Genomic DNA, 17,173 nt, shown 5'->3' with positions numbered 1-17,173 from the left:
CCTGAGAGCCTTCGTCGTGTGCGGGAGGCGCCTGTGAAGAAGCCATCGATGCCGGCCGGCGGCGAGTCGAAGCGCACCCCGTCCGGCAGCGGAGCAGCGTCCTCCTCGTCCTCCGGCTCGTCGAAGCAGCGACCGGCGTCGAAGCCCCGGTCGAGCTCCGCGGATGCCTCCGCCAAGCGCTCCTCCTCGTCGTCCAAGCGCCCGGCGGGAGCCACCGCGAAGCGCGCACGCTCCGCGGCGACAGCCCCGCGGTCGACGACGAAGGCCCCGCGATCCGCGTCGGCCGGTTCCTCGGCACCGCGCTCGCGGACCGGCTCGACACGGACCACCCCGGCACGCCAGTCGGACGCCGGTGGCTGGTTGCGGAGTCTGCGACTGTCCGGGTTCAGCGTCCTGCTCCTCGGGATCCTCGTGCTCGGGGTCGTCGTCCTCGCGCCGAACCTCAAGACCTTCCTCGAGCAGCGGCAGCAGATCGCCGCGCTGGAGGCCGGTGTCGCCGACACCCAGAAGCAGGTGGACGCGCAGCAGGCCGAACGCGAGCGCTGGAACGACCAGAGCTACGTCATGACCCAGGCGCGCGACCGCCTGTTCTACGCTCTACCCGGCGAGGTCAGCTACATCATCATCAACGACGTCGACCCGGCCTCGCTGCCCACCACCGAGACACCCGTGAGCGACACGCTCGTCGACTCGCAGTCCGACTGGCTCGACGGGCTGCTGTCCTCGCTCGTCGCCACCGGCTACTCGCCGGCCCCCGTCGCGACCGAGACCCCTGCTCCCACGCAGACGACGCCTCCCGCCGGCGGCTGACGTCCGGACGCAGTGGTGAACCCGGCGATAATGGAACCATGAGCACCCCTCCCTTCGGCCCCGTCTCCGAGCGCGACGTCGAGATCGTGTCGGCGCAACTGGGACGCCCGGCGCGGAACGTCGTCGGCATCGCGGCGCGCTGTGTCTGCGGCGCCCCGACGGTCGTCTCCACCGCTCCTCGCCTGGCCGACGGCACGCCGTTCCCCACGTTCTACTACCTGACCCACCCGGCCGCCACGGCCGCGGTCTCCTCGCTCGAGGCGACCCAGGTGATGAACGAGTACAACGAGCTCCTGGCCGAGGACGAAGCGGTCCGCGCTGCCTACGCCACCGCGCACACGGCCTACCTCGCCGACCGCACCTCCATCGCCGAGGTCGCCGAGATCGACGGGATCTCCGCCGGCGGCATGCCGGTGCGGGTCAAGTGCCTCCACGCGCTCGTCGGCCACGCCCTCGCGGCGGGTCCGGGCGTCAACCCCATCGGCGACCTCGCGCTCGACCGCGCGAGCTGGAGCCCCGAGGTGTGCGCATGCGCGGACGGCCAGGCGGGGCAGGGATAGGCCCCGCACGCGACGGGGGTCGCCTGTGGGGGAGTGACGGACCGCGACGCGGAGACCGTCGTCGTCCGCGCGGCCTCCGCGGTGCGCTGTCGGCGCTGTCGGCGATGCTCCTGGCGTTTCTGCTCGTGGGGACGCAGGCGCTCCCGGCGTCGGCGGACACGGTGCGCGACATGCAGTACTGGCTCGGCGACTACGGCTTCACGACGGCCTGGGAGACGACGAAGGGCGCCGGTGTCACCGTCGCCGTGATCGACACCGGCATCGCGAGCGGTCCCGCGGAGATGACCGGCGCGGTCGCGGGAGGCGTCGACGTCTCCGGGCTCGGGAGTCCCGACGGCCGGACTCCGGTCGGGTCCGAGGGGAGCGAGCACGGAACGCTGGTCGCCTCGATGATCGCCGGTCGTGGTCGCACGGGCGGTGCCGGGGTCATCGGCGTGGCCCCCGAGGCGCGCCTGCTCTCCGTCTCGGTCGGGTTCGGCTCCGACGGGTCGGCCGTCGTCCCCTGGGACGACCAGATCGCGACCGCTGTCCGTTGGGCGGTGGACAATGGCGCGGACGTCATCAACATGTCCCTGACGCGCAACAGTCTCGACTGGCCGACGAGCTGGGACGACGCCTTCCTCTACGCCTTCTCGCACGACGTGGTCGTGGTTGCTGCAGCGGGCAACCGGGGGAGTGGGACGGTCGAGGTCGGTGCTCCGGCGACGATCCCGGGCGTGCTGACCGTCGCCGGTGTGGATCGCACGGGGTCGGCGAGCTTCGACGCCTCGAGCCAGGGCATCACGATCGCCGTCGCTGCGCCGAGTGAGCAACTCGTCGGGGTGACGCCCGCCGGGTCCTACGTGCAGTGGCAGGGGACGAGCGGGGCGGCGCCGATCGTCTCCGGACTCGTGGCCCTCGTCCGCTCCGCCTGGCCGGAGCTCAGCGCCGCCGACGCCATCAAGCGCGTGACGGCGACGGCGAAGCAGGTGGGCGACTCCGCGCAGAGCCCCATCTACGGTGCAGGTCTCATCGACGCCGCAAAGGCGGTCAGCGGTTCCGTCGGTCCGGCGACGACCTCGCCGGAGCAGCAGCTGTCCGACTGGATCACGCTCTACCGACGGGCACCGCAGGTCCCCGATCCCGATCCGGGTGCCGAGCAGCCGTCGCCGACACCGGAGCCGGTACCCCCGGCGATCCCGGAGAACGAAGCCGTCGAGGTGCGCGCCAACCCCTTCCTCCCGACGCCGAGCACCCTGCTCTACGGCTCGCTGCCACTGGCGCTCCTCCTCGGAACTGGTAGCCTGGTCACGCTCGGTGTCATAGGCGCTACCAGGCATTTCAAGCGGGTGCTGCAGAAGTAGTACTCTGTTCCGATATTCTCAGACACTCATCTGAACCAATCGTCTTGACGTAGGAGATCGTTCGCCGTGCCCAAAATTCTGATCGTCGGTGGTGGTTACGCCGGGTTCTACACCGCATGGAAGCTCGAGAAGCAGCTTCGTCGTGGTGAGGCCGAAGTCACCATGGTCGACCCGCTGCCCTACATGACCTACCAGCCCTTCCTGCCGGAGGTCGCCGCCGGTTCCATCGAGCCGCGTCACGCGGTCGTCTCGCCGCGTCGTCACCTGAAGCACACCAACGTGATCACCGCCAAGGTCACGGGCATCAACCACGCCGAGAAGAAGGCGACCATCACGCCTGAGGTCGGTGAGCCCTGGGAGGTCGACTACGACATCATCGTCGTCACCGCCGGAGCCGTCTCCCGCACCTTCCCGATCCCCGGTGTCGCCGACACCGCGATCGGGCTCAAGACCATCGAAGAGGCCGTCGCGATCCGCGACCGCGTGCTCTCCAACTTCGACAAGGCCGCGAACCTGCCGGCGGGTCCCGAGCGCGACCGCCTTTTGACGTTCACGGTCGTCGGTGGCGGCTTCGCCGGTATCGAGGTCTTCGCCGAGCTGCGTTCGTTCGCGAGCTCGCTGCTGAAGTTCTACCCGCAGCTGTCCTTCGAGGACACGCACTTCCACCTCATCGAGGCCATGGGTCGCATCATGCCCGAGGTCAAGATCGAGACGAGCCACTGGGTCCTCAAGAACCTGGCCGAGCGCGGCGCGCTCGTGCACCTCGACACGCAGCTGCAGTCGGCTGTCGACGGCAAGATCGAGCTCTCGACCGGTGAGTCGTTCGAGTCCGACCTCATCGTCTGGACCGCCGGTGTCATGGCGAACCCGGGCGTCGTCCGCGGTGGCGACCTCCCCGTCGAGGAGCGCGGTCGCATCAAGACCCGCGCCGACCTCCGTGTCGGCACCGACGACGACATCGTCGAGGGTGCTTGGGCGGCCGGCGACGTCTCCGCCGTCCCCGACCTCAGCGGTGGTGGCGTCGGCGGTTTCTGCGTGCCGAACGCTCAGCACGCCGTCCGTCAGGGCAAGCTCCTCGCGAAGAACATCACCGCGGTCCTCCGTGGCGAGGAGCCGAAGAACTACTTCCACAAGAACATGGGTGCGGTCGCCGGTCTCGGCATCGGCGTCGGTGTCTTCCAGTCCGGAAACCTCGCGATCAAGGGCCTCCCGGCCTGGTTCGCTCACCGTGGGTACCACGGGCTGGCCATGCCGAGCTTCGAGCGCAAGTTCCGCGTGTTCGGTGGCTGGTGGAACAACTTCTGGCTCGGACGCGACATCGTCTCCCTGTCGGCAGTGCAGAACCCGCGTGAGGCCTTCGAGACCTTCGCATCGCGCCCGAAGCCCCCGGCAGACGCTGCGGCCCCCGCAGCAGCTCCGGCGGCTCCCGCAGCGGCTGAGAAGCCCGCTCGCAAGGCTCCCGTGAAGCGCAAGCCGAAGGCCGCCCCGGCCGAGGCCGCAGCGCCCGCCGCCGAGGCACCTGCTGCAGAGGCTCCTGCCGGCACCGGCGCCCCCACCGGTGCCGACGACGAGCAGGCCTACGCGACGCCCGCTGAGGAAGTCAGCGCGAACAAGTAGTCCGGTCCGGAGCCCAGCTCCGTTCCTCGAGAGGCGCATGTCATCCGGTCCGCCGGGGCATGCGCCTCTCGGCGTTCGACGCCTCGATACGATGAGGTGCACGCCCCCGTAGCCCAACTGGCAGAGGCAGGCGACTTAAAATCGCCGCAGTGTGGGTTCGAACCCCACCGGGGGTACGACGCCGTACCGGCACGCGCATGGAAGGATGGATGCATGGCTACCCGCACGATCACGACGCTCGTCGACGACCTCGACGGTTCCGACATCCCCCGCGGGCTGGGGGAGACGGTCCGGTTCGGCATCGACGGCGAGAACTACGAGATCGACCTGACCGACGACAACGCGGCGGCACTGCGCGAGACGCTTGCGTCGTACGTCGAGGCCGCACGACCCGTCATCGCGTCGGCGTCGCTCCGCCGCCTGCACTGAGCTGACGCCCGCACAGCGCGCTGTACCCGTCTCTGCACGTTCGCCTCGATCCTGCAAGGGTCCCTGCCGGGCGAGGGAGCGCGACTAGCGTGCTCAGCATGAGTACTCCGAGCGACCACGACCACGCACTGAACGACGACGAGCAGACGAGCAAGGACCGCGCGTACAGCCCCTCCAGCGAAGCGGAGACGGCGGCCAAGCAGGACGACGGGCAGCCCGTCGTCCGCGATCCCGACATCGCCTCCGGCATGATCGATGTCGCCCCCGGCACCGGTGGTCCTGACGACAACGGCGACGTCGACGTCGACCCAGGCGAGCTCCACATCCCCCGCGATCCCGACAGCGCGCACTGAGACAACGATGCCTCGGGTGTTGACCCCTGAACGGGGTTCGCAAAACGGACGACGCGAACGCGACACGGCGGTGTTGCGCCACGCAAGGTGGCTCCCGTCCGCTACCTTCGAGGTGGGGGCGTCACCCGTGAGCCGGTCCCGGAAGCCGCAAGCTTCTTGGTCGACCGGTTGCTAGACGCCTCAAGTGAGGGCGAGGTATTCGGGTTACCTCGCCCTCACGCTTGCCCGCCGCATCTCCCGGCCCGACCGCACGTCCTCGACGGTAGGCTGAAACGATGCAGGAGATCACCCCCACCGAACTGAGCAAGCTCGAGCAGGCCGTCATCATCGACGTCCGCGAAGCCGATGAGGTTGCCGTCGCCAGCGTGCCCGGTGCCCGGCACCTGCCGATGTCGTCTTTCCTCGACCACCTCGACGAGGTACCCCGCGAAGAGACTGTGTACGTCATGTGCCACTCCGGTGGCCGCAGCGCCCGCGTCACGGGCTACCTCGAGCAGCAGGGCTACGACGCCGTGAACGTCACCGGAGGCATCTCCGAGTGGGCTGCGAGCGGCCTGCCGGTCGAGCGTCCCGCCGACGCCGGCTGAGGCCTGACGGGCCGACCGACCGTCGAGCGTTCGGCCGTCGGTCAGCGCGCGTCGATCAGCGGCCGGAGGTGACGGTTCCAGGCCCAGGTCCCGGCTCCGACCGCCGCGAACGCGAGTGAACCGAGCAGGAGTCCGACGAGCGTGTCGCCCGCACCCGGAACCGTCGCCGTCGGGCCCAGGAGTCCGAACAGCAGGGTGAAGCCCACGAACGCGCTGCCGAGCCACGCCGGCTTCGACCAGGCGAGGATGGCGCGTCCACCGAGTGGCCCGAGGGGGAGGAGCGCGATCGACGCGGATCCGATCCCTGCGATCGCGGTCAGGTTCACCGCCTCGACCAGCATCGCGCCGACACCACCGTTCGGCTCGCCGGCCAAGGTCGAACCGAGCCAGGCGATCGAACCGAGCCCGGCGGCCGCAGCGATCCGGGCCAGCGCGAGGCGACCCGCGATGCGTGGCGTGATGGCATCGGAATCGGCCTCCACCGAGGCTGTCGAACCGACGTCATGCGTTTCAGGTCTCCGGGTCGGGCGGAGTTCGGTCAGCAACGAGAAGAGGAGCGCCGGCTGGAGGGCCAGCAGGCGTGAGAGCGCGGTGACGATGCCGACCGTCACCAGTCCGCCGACACGGACGCTGACGCGCATCGACCCCAGACCGGCTCGGCGGGCGACGACGAGCTGCGCGAGGAGGCCCACGACGTTGATCGCGACCACGGCGACGAGCGAGGCGAACCACAGCCGGAGATACGCCGGCTGACCGCTCACGGGGTGCGCGAACATGAGGATGCCTGCCGCGAGCACGGCGGTGACGACGGCCAGCACCGTGCGACTCGGGAGCGGGACCGACGGGACCCGCTCGAACTCGTCCCTCGGTCGATTGCGCCCGGTCACTGCTGCACGACGACGGTCGGCGATCGTGGCGCGCCAGGGGGCGATGGAGGTCGCGAGGAGTCGGGCCGGGATGGCGATGAGCGCCACTGCCGCGAGGGCGAGGAGGGCGGCGAGCCACCACACCGGCTGGCCGCGGCCGTCGATCGTGGAGGCGAGGGTCTGCGTGAACGGCGTCGTCCCCGACCAGAGGCCGCCACCACCGGTGGGCGGGGCGGCACCGGGTGCCGGTTCGCCGCTCGGCGACGGGGTCGGCTGCTGCGTGCCCGGAGCGGGTGTCCCAGGCGCGGGCGCGGGCGCGGGCTCGGTGCCGTCGGACGGCGATGGGGAGGCGGACGGTGACGGCGTGGCCGATGCATCGCCGAACGTCAGGGTGATCGCCCTGCTCGCCCCACTCGTGTTGCCGGCGGCATCCTGCTGGATCGCGAGGACGACGTGCGCGCCCGCCGGCACGCCACCGCCCGAGCAGCTCCAGGCGCCACCGGTGACGACCGCCGTGCAGACCGACGTCGAGTCGGCGAAGACCGTGACGGTCGCGCCTTCCTCGCCGGTGCCGGCGTAGCTGGCCGCCGAGATCGGCATCGCCTGCCCGGCCGTCGGTGAGGACATCACGGGCGGGGCCGGAGCGTCGCGGTCGACGGTGAGCACGACCGGGGCGGACGCGTCGGAGCGCTCACTGCCGCTGAACGACGCCTGCTGCGTCGCCGTCACGGAGAGGTCGCCGGACGGCAGCGGCTCGCCCAGCACGCAGAACCAACTTCCGGAGCTGTCCGCCGCGAAACTGCAGGTGGCGCCGGAGTCGGCACGGACCGTGACCGTCGCCCCGGGGTAGGCGGTGCCGCGGACGCCGCCGTTGCTCGGCGTCCCCGCGGTGATGGTGGGCGGGCCGAGCGCGGAAACGGAGATCTGCGCGGAGAGCGTCTCCGGACCGCCGACCTCGACGGCGGTGATGAGCAGTCCGCCGCCGTCGGGCAGGTCGATCGTGCAGGACCAGTCGGTGCCGTCGTCCTGCGGCAGGATGCAGACCGGCTCGAGACCGTCGCCGACCTGCAACTGGACCCCCGTGCCGGCGTCCTTCGTGCCGGTGACCGTGGTGCTGCCGCTGCCGATGAAGGAACCGGAATCGGGACTCGTGATGGTCGGCCCGTCGAGGGGCGGCGGAGTCGGCGTCGCAGCGCTCTCACTCGGGGTGGGGAGCGGCTCGGGCGTCGCGGATGCAGGACCCGCAATGGTCGTCGTCCAGAGTCCGGCCGAGAGGAAGACGGCGAGAAGGATCGCGACGCGTCCGATCGAGCGATTCGATCGGACTCCTGTTCCTGCGCGCGCGTGTTCCCCGGTCACCGTCTCCATTCCCCCAAGATCACTGCGGGAAGTCAACCTCCCGCGCCAGATCGGGTCACATTCTCGGCCGATCCGCACGGGAAAACGGTCGCGACAGGTGCGCTCGGGCCGGCGGTCCGCCATACTGGCGCGACTGGGTCATCCGTCCCAGTCGAGTCGACCGCGATGGAGCGGCACGACCCGCAGGCGCCCCGGGAAGGGTTGCGATGCCGAGGATCTCCGTCGTCGACCGACGAGCCGAGCTCATCAGGGCCGCCCTCCGCGTCGTCGCAGCCGAGGGCGTCGCCGCCGCCACGACCAGGGCCATCGTGGCCGAGGCCGGGATGTCGCTCGCCAGCTTCCACTACGCCTTCGCCTCCCGCGACGAGCTCCTCGCCGAATTGGTCGCACACGTCGTCGAGCATGAACGCGTCGTCCTCGACGTCGGCGAGCTGCTGACGGACGCGGACGCCGGTCAGGAGCATCCGCCCACCCTCGCGGCCGTCGTCCATGCCGGCCTCGAACGCTACGTCGACCTCCTCCGCGCCGATCCGGCTCGAGAGGCGGCGATGCAGGAGCTCAGTGCCTACGCGATGCGGACGCCGGGCCTCGAGCACCTCGCGCTCGAGCAGTACCGGCGGTACGAGGAGCTCGCGTGTGAGGCGCTCGCGCTCGCCGCCACGGTCAGCGGCAGCACCTGGACCCAGCCGGTCGACGAGATCGCGCGGACCGTCATCGCCTTCACCGACGGGCTGACACTCGGCTGGCTGGTGCGACGCGACGACGCCGAAGCCCGGCGACTCGTCGGGACGGTGGCGCACCTCGTCGCAACCCTCGCCGAACCGGGGCCGAGATGAGCGGCCTCGGCACCGCAGCAGTCGACCACTCGGCCGACCGACGGGTCACCGGGCGATGGGTCGCCGCCTTCGCGGTCGCCTGGCTGGGCGTCTGGATGGCCCAGCTCGCCCCGCTGCAGCTCCTCCTGCCCGCGCAGATCGACGCGACGCTCGCTCCCGAGCACTGGGTGGACAGCGTCGTCGCTTTCGGGGTCGTCGCCGGGGCGGCCGGACTCTGCTCGATCATCGTGTATCCGCTGACGGGCGCCCTGTCCGACCGCACGCGGTCGCGGTTCGGGAGACGCCGCCCGTGGATCGCAGGTGGTGCGCTCGTCTTCGCCCTGGGGCTCGTCCTCCTCGGCCTCCAGACCGGCATCATCGGCATCGGCGTCTGCTGGTGCCTCGCCATCATCGGCTTCTGCATCCTGGGAGCGGCGCTCACCGCGACCATTTCCGATCAGGTGCCCGTCGGACAGCGCGGCTTCGTCTCGGGTTGGATCTCCGCTCCGCAGGCCGTCGGGGTCATCCTCGGCATCGCCCTCCTGCTCCTGCTCGGCACCCGGATGGCCGTCGGGTACCTGGCACTCGCCGTCCTCCTCATCGTGCTCGTCGTACCGTTCCTCCGGCTGCCCGATCCACTCCCGACGGGTGACCGACCCGTGACGCTCACCGTTCACGCGCTCCTGGAGAGCCTCTGGATCTCACCGCGACGGCACCCCGACTTCGCCTGGACCATGCTCAGCCGCGTCCTCGTGAACCTCGGCAACGCCTTCAGCACCTCGCTGCTCTTCTACTTCCTGCTCTTCGGGCTGGGGGACGCCGACGCCGAGACCGACCTGCTGCTGGTCACGATCGTCTACACGGTGTTCGTCGTCGGGTCCTCGATCCTGCTCGGCCGACTGTCCGACCGCATCGGACGACGACGCGTCTTCGTCGTCGCGGCCTCCGCCTCACAGGCGCTCGCCGCACTCCTGCTCGCGATCTGGCCCTCACTGCCGATGGGGTTCGTCTCGGCGGCACTGATCGGGCTCGGCTACGGCTGTTTCATGTCGGTCGACCAGGCGCTGGCGACGCAGGTCCTGCCGGACCCGGCGTCGCACGGCAAGGACCTCGGCATCATGAACATCGCCCAGGCGGTGCCGCAGGCGGTCGCCCCGCTCATCGGCGCGTGCCTCGTCGCCTGGCTCGGCGGATTCGCCGGCCTCTACCTCGTCTCCGCGGCCTGCGCCGTCGCAGGGGCGGTCGCTGTCACCCGAGTACGAGGAGTGCGCTGATGACCATCGAACTGACCGCCGGCGGCCGGGTGTCCGAGCCGATGCCCTGGCTCGACCCGAGACGGTACTGGGGCGGTATCGAGCGGGCCGTCTCGGACGTCGACTCGCCCGTCGCCGTCCTGCATCTCGGAGCCCTCCGCCACAACACGCACGACATGCTCCGACGTGCCGCGGGGAAACCGATCCGCGTCGCCAGCAAGTCCATCCGCGTCCGAGCGGTGATCGACGCGCTCCTCAGACAACCCGGGTACGCCGGTGTGCTGGCCTACTCCCTGTCCGAGGCGCTCTGGTTGTCCGAGACGGTGGACGACATCGTGGTCGGTTACCCGACAGCGGAGCGCGGTGCCATCGCACGGCTGGCAGCCGACGAACGTGCGGCCTCGCGGGTCACCCTCATGATCGACTCCCTCGACCACCTCGACCTCGTCGACGCGGTGACACCACCGGAGCGACGCGCGCGGATCCGCGTGTGCATCGAGCTCGACGCCTCCTTCCGTGCACCCGCCCTCGGCCACGTCGGTGTCCGCCGCTCGCCCCTGCGCACGCCGGACGATGTCCGAGCTCTCGCGGAGGCGGTCGCCGTTCGACCCGGCTTCAGCCTGGTCGGGATCATGGCCTATGAGGCGCAGATCGCCGGGCAGGGGGACGACCTCGCGGGGCGACCGGCGTGGTCGGTTGCGCTCCGCGCGATCCAGCGACGCTCGTGGGCCGAACTCCGGGAACGTCGTGCCGCCGTGGTCGAGGAGGTCCGAGCGGTCGCGGATCTGGAGTTCGTCAACGGCGGCGGGACGGGATCCCTGGAGCTGACCGCGTCCGACGACTCGGTGACCGAGATCGCCGCGGGGAGTGGCGTCTTCGGCGGGCACCTCTTCGACCACTACCGGGCGTTCACGCCGGCACCGGCTGCGGCGTTCGGTCTGTCGGTCGTCCGGAAGCCGTCGCCGGAGCTGGCGACGATCCTCGGCGGCGGTTGGGTCGCCTCCGGTCCGCCGGGGCTCGACCGCCTCCCGCTCATCGCGTGGCCGGAGGGCCTCGAGATGCTCCCGCGCGAGATGGCCGGCGAAGTGCAGACGCCGGTCGCCGGGGCTGCGGCGGCGTCGCTCAGGCTCGGCGACCGCGTCTGGTTGCGGCACACGAAGTCCGGGGAGCTCAGTGAACGGGTGGACGCCTTCCACGTGGTCGGGGACGACGGGGTGGAAGCCGTCCTACCGACGTACCGCGGCGAAGGGCAGGGGTTCGTCTGATGGGCAGGGCGTCGGCGTGGACGAACTGGGCGCGTACCGAGCGGGCGTGGCCCGTGCGGGTCGAGCGGCCCGACTCGGTCGGCGCGGTGCAGCGCCTCGTGCGTGCTGCGGCCGGAGCGGGGCTCCCGATCAAGGCGGTCGGAGCCGGACACAGCTTCACCGGGATCGCCGTGGCGCCCGGTGTGCTGCTCGAGCTCGACGCCCTGAGTGGACTGATCCGGGTCGATCGCGAACGCAGCCGGGTGACCCTCCGCGCCGGCACGCGCCTCCACGACATCCCGCGTCTCCTCGAACCGTTCGGTCTCGCCATGCCGAACCTCGGCGACATCGACCGGCAGTCCGTCGCCGGCGCGATCTCCACCGGCACGCACGGGACCGGGATGGCGTTCGGCGGTATCGCGACGCAGGTCGTCGGGGTGACGATGGTGACGGCGGACGGCGAGCTGCTGACGTCGGACGCCGAGCAGGAGCCAGGGCTCCTCCCGGCGCTGGCGCTCGGGCTCGGGGCGCTCGGGATCCTCGTCGAGGTGACGCTGCAGTGCGTCCCGGCGTTCGTGCTGCACGCGGTGGAACGGCCGGAGTCGCTCGACGAGCTGCTGCCCACCCTGCTCGACCGGGCCGCCGCCGTCGACCACTTCGAGTTCTACTGGTTCCCGCACACCGCGACCGCCCTGACCAAGACGAACCACCGGTTGCCGGGTGATGCGCCCACGCAGCCACTCCGCCCGGTCGCGAAGTGGATCGACGACACGCTCCTCGCCAACGGGGTCTACCGGGTCCTCTGCAACACGGGCGTCGTCGCGCCGGCCATCGTCCCGCGCGTGAACCGGCTCGCGGACCGCCTCGTCGGCGACCGAGAGTTCACCGATCGGTCGCCGCGGGTGTTCACCACGAGCCGCACGGTGCGGTTCGTGGAGATGGAGTACGCGGTGCCGCTCGAGCACCTCCCGACCGCGTTCGCCCGGATCCGCACGCTCATCGAGGAGCGGGGGTGGCGGATCTCCTTCCCCATCGAGGTCCGGGTCGCAGCGGCGGACGAGCTGTGGCTCTCCACCGCATCAGGACGCGCGACCGGATACGTAGCCGTGCATCGCTTCTTCCGCGAGGACCCGGGGGAGTACTTCCGCGCCGTCGAGGCGATCATGATCGAGCTGGGCGGTCGGCCCCACTGGGGCAAACTGCACGGCCGTGACGCATCGTCCCTGCGTGGCGCCTATCCTCGCTTCGACGAGTTCACCCGCCTCCGCGACCACCTCGACCCCGGCCGCCTGTTCGGGAACCGGTACCTCGCCCGCGTCCTCGGCGAGTGACAGCCGGCCGGGAGTCCGGTGCGTCCGCGCTGCACGCCTGCTGCGTGCTTCCTCCGAACTCCCCAAGGGCACCGGCGGGTCGCAGGTAGAATGGGCAAACCCGCTCTCCATCGACTCGCAAGGAGCCCATCCTCATGGAATGGCTGATCCCAGTCCTCATCGTCGTCGCCCTGGTCGTCATCGTCGGCATCTACTTCTGGGTGACGTACAACTCGCTCGTGACGCTGAACGTGCGAGTCGAGGAGGCGTGGAGCGACATCACCGTCCAGCTGAAACGGCGCGCCGACCTGATCCCGAACCTCATCGAGGCGGTCAAGGGGTACGCGGCGCACGAGAAGGCGGTGTTCGAGAACGTGACGAAGGCTCGTGCCGAAACGCTCACCGCCCAGGGACCGGCGGCCGTGAGTGAGGCCGAGACCCACATGCAGCAGGCGCTGAAGAGCATCTTCGCCGTCGCGGAGGCCTACCCGCAGCTCCAGGCGAGCCAGAACTTCCTCCAGCTCCAGTCCGAGATCGTCGACACCGAGGACAAGATCCAAGCCTCGCGCCGCTTCTACAACGGCGGTGTCCGGGAGCTGAACACCAAGGTCAAGGTGTTCCCGAACAACCTGTTCGCCAAGGGTCTCGGGTTCTCGGAGCACGACTTCTTCGAGGTCACCGACAACGCGGCGATCGCCGAACCGCCGCGCGTCCAGTTCTGACGTGCGGTAGCGCAGTCCCATGTACCGCGCCATCGCCAGGAACAAGCTCAACACGGTCCTGATCTTCGTTGTCTTCCTGGTCATCATCGGCGGCCTCGGTTGGCTCGCGGGGTATCTCTACCAGAACCTGACGATCACGATCGTGGTCCTCGTCGTGGCCGTCGTGTACGCGGTGATCCAGTACTTCTTCGCGGGGCGGCAAGCCATCGCGATGACCGGAGCGCAGCGCATCGAGCTGGCCGACAACCCGAGGCTGTACCGCATCGTCGAGAACCTCGCGATCACGACCGGGACACCGATGCCCGAGGTGTACCTCATCGCCGACCCGGCACCCAACGCGTTCGCGACGGGTCGCGACCCTCAGCACGCGATGGTGGCCGCGACGACCGGCCTCCTCGAGATCCTCAACGACGCCGAGTTGGAGGGGGTCATGGCCCACGAGCTCGGTCACGTCCGCAACTACGACATCCGCGTGTCCATGGTCGTCTTCGGCCTCGTCGTCGCGATCGGGTTCCTCTCCGACATGCTCCTCCGGATGACGATCTGGGGAGGCGGCAACCGGAACAACAACAACGGCGGCAACCCCGTGATGCTCATCATCGGCATCGTGGCGATGCTCGTGGCGCCGCTGCTCGCGACGCTCGTCCAGCTGTCCATCTCGCGGCAGCGTGAGTACCTCGCCGACGCGACGGGGGCCCTCACGACCCGTCATCCGGAAGCGCTCGCGAGCGCGCTGGGGAAGCTCGCCGCGTACGGCCGACCGATGGCGAAGCAGAACTCGTCCATGGCGCACCTCTGGATCTCCGACCCGTTGAAGCCCGGCGCGGTCGCCCGCCTGTTCAGCACCCACCCGCCGCTCGTCGAGCGGATCAAGCGCCTGAGCACCATCGGCGACGGTTTCTAGGCGAGGGCGTCCAGGCCCCGGACACACGAATGGGGCGGCACCCGGAGGTGCCGCCCCATTCGGCGTTCAGGCGAGAACCGTTACTCGGTCTGCTCGTCGGAGTCGAACGTCACCGTGACCTTGTCGTCGGCGTCGATCGTGATCTTGCCGGGGAAGTTCAGGTACGTGTCCCACACCTGCTGACCCGCCACGGCGCTGCCGTACCAGGAGGCGTCGAACGAGCCGTCGATCCGGCCGTCCGAGGTGTAGAAGTACGAACCGCTCTCATCGACCTCGACGGTCGGGGGAGAGGTGAGCGTCCAGGTCACCGGGCCGACACTCGTGAACTGCTTCTGCTGCCAGTCCGGCATGACGCCACAGGTGGTGTCGAGCGTGGTGGCGTCGAGGCACTTCTCGATCATCGCGACCACCTGCTTCGTGACCTCGGTCGTGAGCGCCTCGGTGGCGGTCACGTCGATGTCGATGAAGGCCGAACCCTCGCCGGCGCTGTACGAGCTCAGCGTGATGGTCTGGGCATCGCCCTGCAGGAACTTGCTCTCCGGCGGAGCGACCGTGTAGATGGCCGGATAGGCGAACAGGCTCTCGTCGGACGCGCCGTCGAAGTTGACGCCGTTGACGCTGAACGCCGTGCCACCGAGACCGGTGTAGACGTTGATGCTGCCGACGAGGGAGCTGGCGAGCTTCCACTGGTCGAAGAACAGGAACTGCTTGCCTTCGCTCTCGAGCGTGACCGAGTCCTCGTACTTCTTGCCACCGAGTTCGTACGTGACCTGCACGCGTGCCTCGCCGTTGCGGTTGTAGACGCGGCCGACCTCAGGGTTCTTGATGCGCTCGTCGGCGCCCTTGAGGACCTCGTTGGTGAGCAGCGCGGTCGGCTTGACGGCGGCCGGAGCCTCGGCTTCGGCGTCCGCATCCGGATCGGCCGACGCGGAGGGGTCCGGCGTGGCTTCGGGCTCTGCAGACTCGTCGTCGGTGCTGCCGACGATCGACGGGTCCGGCGCGACGAGGCTCGTCGCGAGCTTCGCGTCTCCGGCGGCGATGGCCTTGAGGTATTCCTCGACCTTCGCCTGCGGGCCGAACGCCGTGGTGTTCAGCACACCGATGGTGATGGCGGCTGCAGCGATGAGCACGAGTGCGCCACCGGCGATCGACGACCACAGGATGATCCGCTTCTTCTGCTTCGGGTCCATCGGTTGCTTCGGAGCGCCGGTCGCGTACGGGTTCTGCGCCGTCGCGTACTGGCCGTTGGGCTGCTGGCCCTGCTGGTACGGGTTCTGCGCGCCGGTCTGCTGTCCGGTCTGCTGACCGTAGGGAGCCGGGGGTGCCTGGTTCGGAGTCTGCTGCTGTCCGGACTGGTACGGGTTCTGCTGACCCTGCTGGTACGGATTCGGGGTCTGCTGCTGTCCGGACTGGTACGGGTTCGGGGTCTGCTGCTGTCCCGACTGGTACGGGTTCGGGGTCTGCTGCTGTCCGGACTGGTACGGGTTGGGCTGCTCCTGACCCTGCTGGTACGAGGGCTGCTGGTCGCCCTGGGACGGCTGGTGCTGCTGCTCGCCCGGGTTCGGCGGGCCTGGTTGCTGTGGTGTGGTGTCGTCGTTGCTCATGGGCGGGTTCCCCTCGTTTCGGACCATGAAGGTGCCCGCCAATCCTATAGTTGTTGTGTATCTCCTGAGAGTGATTGTGCAGGCTGAGCATGGGGAGTAGTGCCCATGTTTGGCGTGAGTGGGAGGAGCCGGGTGCCAAGGGCATGCGCCAACGGTGCCGCCAGCGTCCCGCGGTCGACGACGGCCACCGCATCGAGTCCCTGCCAGTGGGCCGTATGGCCGAGGAGCTCCGCCAGGCGTCCCGCGATCGCGTCATCGTCGACGGGACGAAGCCCCCTGACGACGGCATCCTGGTGTCCACGCTCGAACCAGGCGGACTGGACCCGCAGGACCCCGGCCTGACGGTCGCTCTTCAGGTCGACGCGCGCGACGATCTCGCCGTCGATGAGGACCGGGAGCACGTAGTAGCCGTAGACCCGCTTGGGCTCCGGCGTGTAGATCTCGATCCGGTAGTGGAGCCCGAACATGCGGAGGGCACGCTCGCGGAACCAGACGACCGGGTCGAACGGGCTGAGCAGCGCGGCCCCCTCGATCCGCCGCGGCCGACGGGCGTCGCGGTGCAACCATGCCTCCTGCGGCCCTCCGCGTCGCTCCCAGCCGGCCACTGTCACGGGTTCGAGGACACCGGCGTCCACGAGCTCGTCGACCGCCCGGCGGACCGCGGTCTGCGGCTTGATCCGGAAGTAGTCCGCGAGGTCGGCGACGGTCGCGACGCCGTGCGCTGCGGCGGCCTGCTCGACGAGCGCACGGATCGCATCGGCCCGGTCGACGTCGAGGTCGAGGAGGTGCTGCGGGAGCACCTGCTCGGCCAGTGCGTACCGGCGTTCGAACCGGTCGCGACCGGCCGTGACCACTTCGCCGTAGAGGAACAGGACCTCCAACGCCCGCTTCACATCGGACCATCCCCACCAGGGTCCGCGTCGGACGTTCGCGTCGTGTTCGATCTCGCTCGCCTTCAACGGCCCCTCGACGCGGAGGAGTGCTCGCACCCAGTCCAACATCTCCGTGTTCTGGCTCGCCCAGGCGGTCTCGTCGCCGGCATGCTTCGCGCGGTGCGCGTCCATCCGCCACCGGAACAGCGGCCACGAGTCGCGGGGGATGAAGGCCGCCTCATGCGCCCAGTACTCGAGGTAGGGCGCGTCGGCTCCGAGCGTCAAGCGATCGAGCAGTGTCTTGTCGTACCCGCCGAGCCTCGCGAACAGCGGCAGGTAGTGACTGCGCTCGAACACGTTGACGGAGTCGATCTGCAGGAGCCCCAGTCGGTCGATCGTCGAGCGCAGGGTGCGGATACCCGCCGGGGTCGTGCGCTGCGGGGCGCCGAGTCCCTGCGCACCGAGTGCGATCCGTCGGGCGAGGGCGGGGGAGAGGGAAGCGGACACGGCCCGACGCTAGCACCG

16 protein-coding genes and 1 tRNA gene are annotated in these 17,173 nt (G+C 69.9%); 14 read left to right on the top strand and 3 right to left on the bottom strand.

The window, feature by feature from the left end; all coding sequences use genetic code 11:
* Nucleotides 1-33 precede the first annotated feature (33 nt).
* The 8 genes from AC4PMY_RS02545 to AC4PMY_RS02510 all read left to right on the top strand — a co-directional run bounded on the left by AC4PMY_RS02545 (nucleotide 34) and on the right by AC4PMY_RS02510 (nucleotide 5,699).
* On the top strand, nucleotides 34-810 hold the full coding sequence (locus tag AC4PMY_RS02545) for a septum formation initiator family protein (RefSeq protein ID WP_491621920.1): 777 nt from the start codon (nucleotides 34-36) through the stop codon (nucleotides 808-810).
* A 38-nt stretch (nucleotides 811-848) separates the two neighbouring features.
* Nucleotides 849-1,370, top strand: a complete 522-nt coding sequence (locus tag AC4PMY_RS02540) for a DUF501 domain-containing protein (protein ID WP_064296467.1) — start codon at nucleotides 849-851, stop codon at nucleotides 1,368-1,370.
* A gap of 104 nt (nucleotides 1,371-1,474) precedes the next feature.
* Entirely contained in the window at nucleotides 1,475-2,713 is a 1,239-nt protein-coding gene (locus tag AC4PMY_RS02535; protein WP_491621919.1) for a S8 family serine peptidase, read from the top strand.
* A gap of 66 nt (nucleotides 2,714-2,779) precedes the next feature.
* The gene (locus tag AC4PMY_RS02530) at nucleotides 2,780-4,330 is read left to right on the top strand and encodes an NAD(P)/FAD-dependent oxidoreductase (RefSeq protein WP_083397291.1); all 1,551 of its coding nucleotides are present in this window, start codon (nucleotides 2,780-2,782) and stop codon (nucleotides 4,328-4,330) included.
* A gap of 102 nt (nucleotides 4,331-4,432) precedes the next feature.
* Nucleotides 4,433-4,506, top strand: a tRNA-Leu gene (locus AC4PMY_RS02525).
* 37 nt (nucleotides 4,507-4,543) lie between these two features.
* Complete coding sequence (locus AC4PMY_RS02520; RefSeq protein WP_064296464.1) at nucleotides 4,544-4,759, top strand: histone-like nucleoid-structuring protein Lsr2; 216 nt, start codon at nucleotides 4,544-4,546, stop codon at nucleotides 4,757-4,759.
* A gap of 98 nt (nucleotides 4,760-4,857) precedes the next feature.
* Nucleotides 4,858-5,112 (top strand): hypothetical protein, encoded by a 255-nt coding sequence (locus AC4PMY_RS02515; RefSeq protein WP_064296578.1) that lies wholly within the window; start codon nucleotides 4,858-4,860, stop codon nucleotides 5,110-5,112.
* Between the two features lie 275 nt (nucleotides 5,113-5,387).
* On the top strand, nucleotides 5,388-5,699 hold the full coding sequence (locus AC4PMY_RS02510) for a rhodanese-like domain-containing protein (protein WP_064296463.1): 312 nt from the start codon (nucleotides 5,388-5,390) through the stop codon (nucleotides 5,697-5,699).
* 41 nt (nucleotides 5,700-5,740) lie between these two features.
* Here the strand turns inward: AC4PMY_RS02510 and AC4PMY_RS02505 are convergent, their stop codons facing one another.
* Nucleotides 5,741-7,933 (bottom strand): hypothetical protein, encoded by a 2,193-nt coding sequence (locus AC4PMY_RS02505; protein WP_491621918.1) that lies wholly within the window; start codon nucleotides 7,931-7,933, stop codon nucleotides 5,741-5,743.
* A gap of 197 nt (nucleotides 7,934-8,130) precedes the next feature.
* Between AC4PMY_RS02505 and AC4PMY_RS02500 the strand changes: the two genes are divergently transcribed.
* The 6 genes from AC4PMY_RS02500 to AC4PMY_RS02475 all read left to right on the top strand — a co-directional run bounded on the left by AC4PMY_RS02500 (nucleotide 8,131) and on the right by AC4PMY_RS02475 (nucleotide 14,172).
* Nucleotides 8,131-8,760 (top strand): TetR/AcrR family transcriptional regulator, encoded by a 630-nt coding sequence (locus tag AC4PMY_RS02500; RefSeq protein ID WP_071261085.1) that lies wholly within the window; start codon nucleotides 8,131-8,133, stop codon nucleotides 8,758-8,760.
* Nucleotides 8,757-10,013 (top strand): MFS transporter, encoded by a 1,257-nt coding sequence (locus tag AC4PMY_RS02495; RefSeq protein ID WP_071261084.1) that lies wholly within the window; start codon nucleotides 8,757-8,759, stop codon nucleotides 10,011-10,013. Before AC4PMY_RS02500 ends, AC4PMY_RS02495 begins: the two co-directional genes overlap by 4 nt.
* Nucleotides 10,013-11,257, top strand: coding sequence for an alanine racemase (locus AC4PMY_RS02490; RefSeq protein WP_491621917.1), 1,245 nt, complete (start codon nucleotides 10,013-10,015; stop codon nucleotides 11,255-11,257). Before AC4PMY_RS02495 ends, AC4PMY_RS02490 begins: the two co-directional genes overlap by 1 nt.
* A complete protein-coding gene (locus AC4PMY_RS02485; RefSeq protein WP_491621916.1) occupies nucleotides 11,257-12,567 on the top strand; it encodes a D-arabinono-1,4-lactone oxidase in 1,311 nt (436 codons plus the stop codon). Before AC4PMY_RS02490 ends, AC4PMY_RS02485 begins: the two co-directional genes overlap by 1 nt.
* Before the next feature lie 134 nt (nucleotides 12,568-12,701).
* The gene (locus AC4PMY_RS02480) at nucleotides 12,702-13,268 is read left to right on the top strand and encodes a LemA family protein (protein WP_064296457.1); all 567 of its coding nucleotides are present in this window, start codon (nucleotides 12,702-12,704) and stop codon (nucleotides 13,266-13,268) included.
* Between the two features lie 19 nt (nucleotides 13,269-13,287).
* Nucleotides 13,288-14,172: a M48 family metalloprotease gene (locus tag AC4PMY_RS02475; RefSeq protein ID WP_071261079.1), complete on the top strand. Its 885-nt coding sequence runs from the start codon at nucleotides 13,288-13,290 to the stop codon at nucleotides 14,170-14,172.
* A gap of 80 nt (nucleotides 14,173-14,252) precedes the next feature.
* Here AC4PMY_RS02475 and AC4PMY_RS02470 read toward each other — a convergent pair whose 3' ends face one another.
* Both AC4PMY_RS02470 and AC4PMY_RS02465 read right to left on the bottom strand, forming a co-directional pair.
* Complete coding sequence (locus AC4PMY_RS02470; RefSeq protein WP_491621915.1) at nucleotides 14,253-15,776, bottom strand: zinc ribbon domain-containing protein; 1,524 nt, start codon at nucleotides 15,774-15,776, stop codon at nucleotides 14,253-14,255.
* A gap of 44 nt (nucleotides 15,777-15,820) precedes the next feature.
* The gene (locus AC4PMY_RS02465; protein ID WP_491621914.1) at nucleotides 15,821-17,155 is read right to left on the bottom strand and encodes a winged helix-turn-helix domain-containing protein; all 1,335 of its coding nucleotides are present in this window, start codon (nucleotides 17,153-17,155) and stop codon (nucleotides 15,821-15,823) included.
* Between the last annotated feature and the right edge of the window lie 18 nt (nucleotides 17,156-17,173).

Source organism: Plantibacter sp. MDV22-iso1 (genome assembly GCF_058408345.1).
This window is presented reverse-complemented; position numbering and strand designations above follow the sequence as displayed.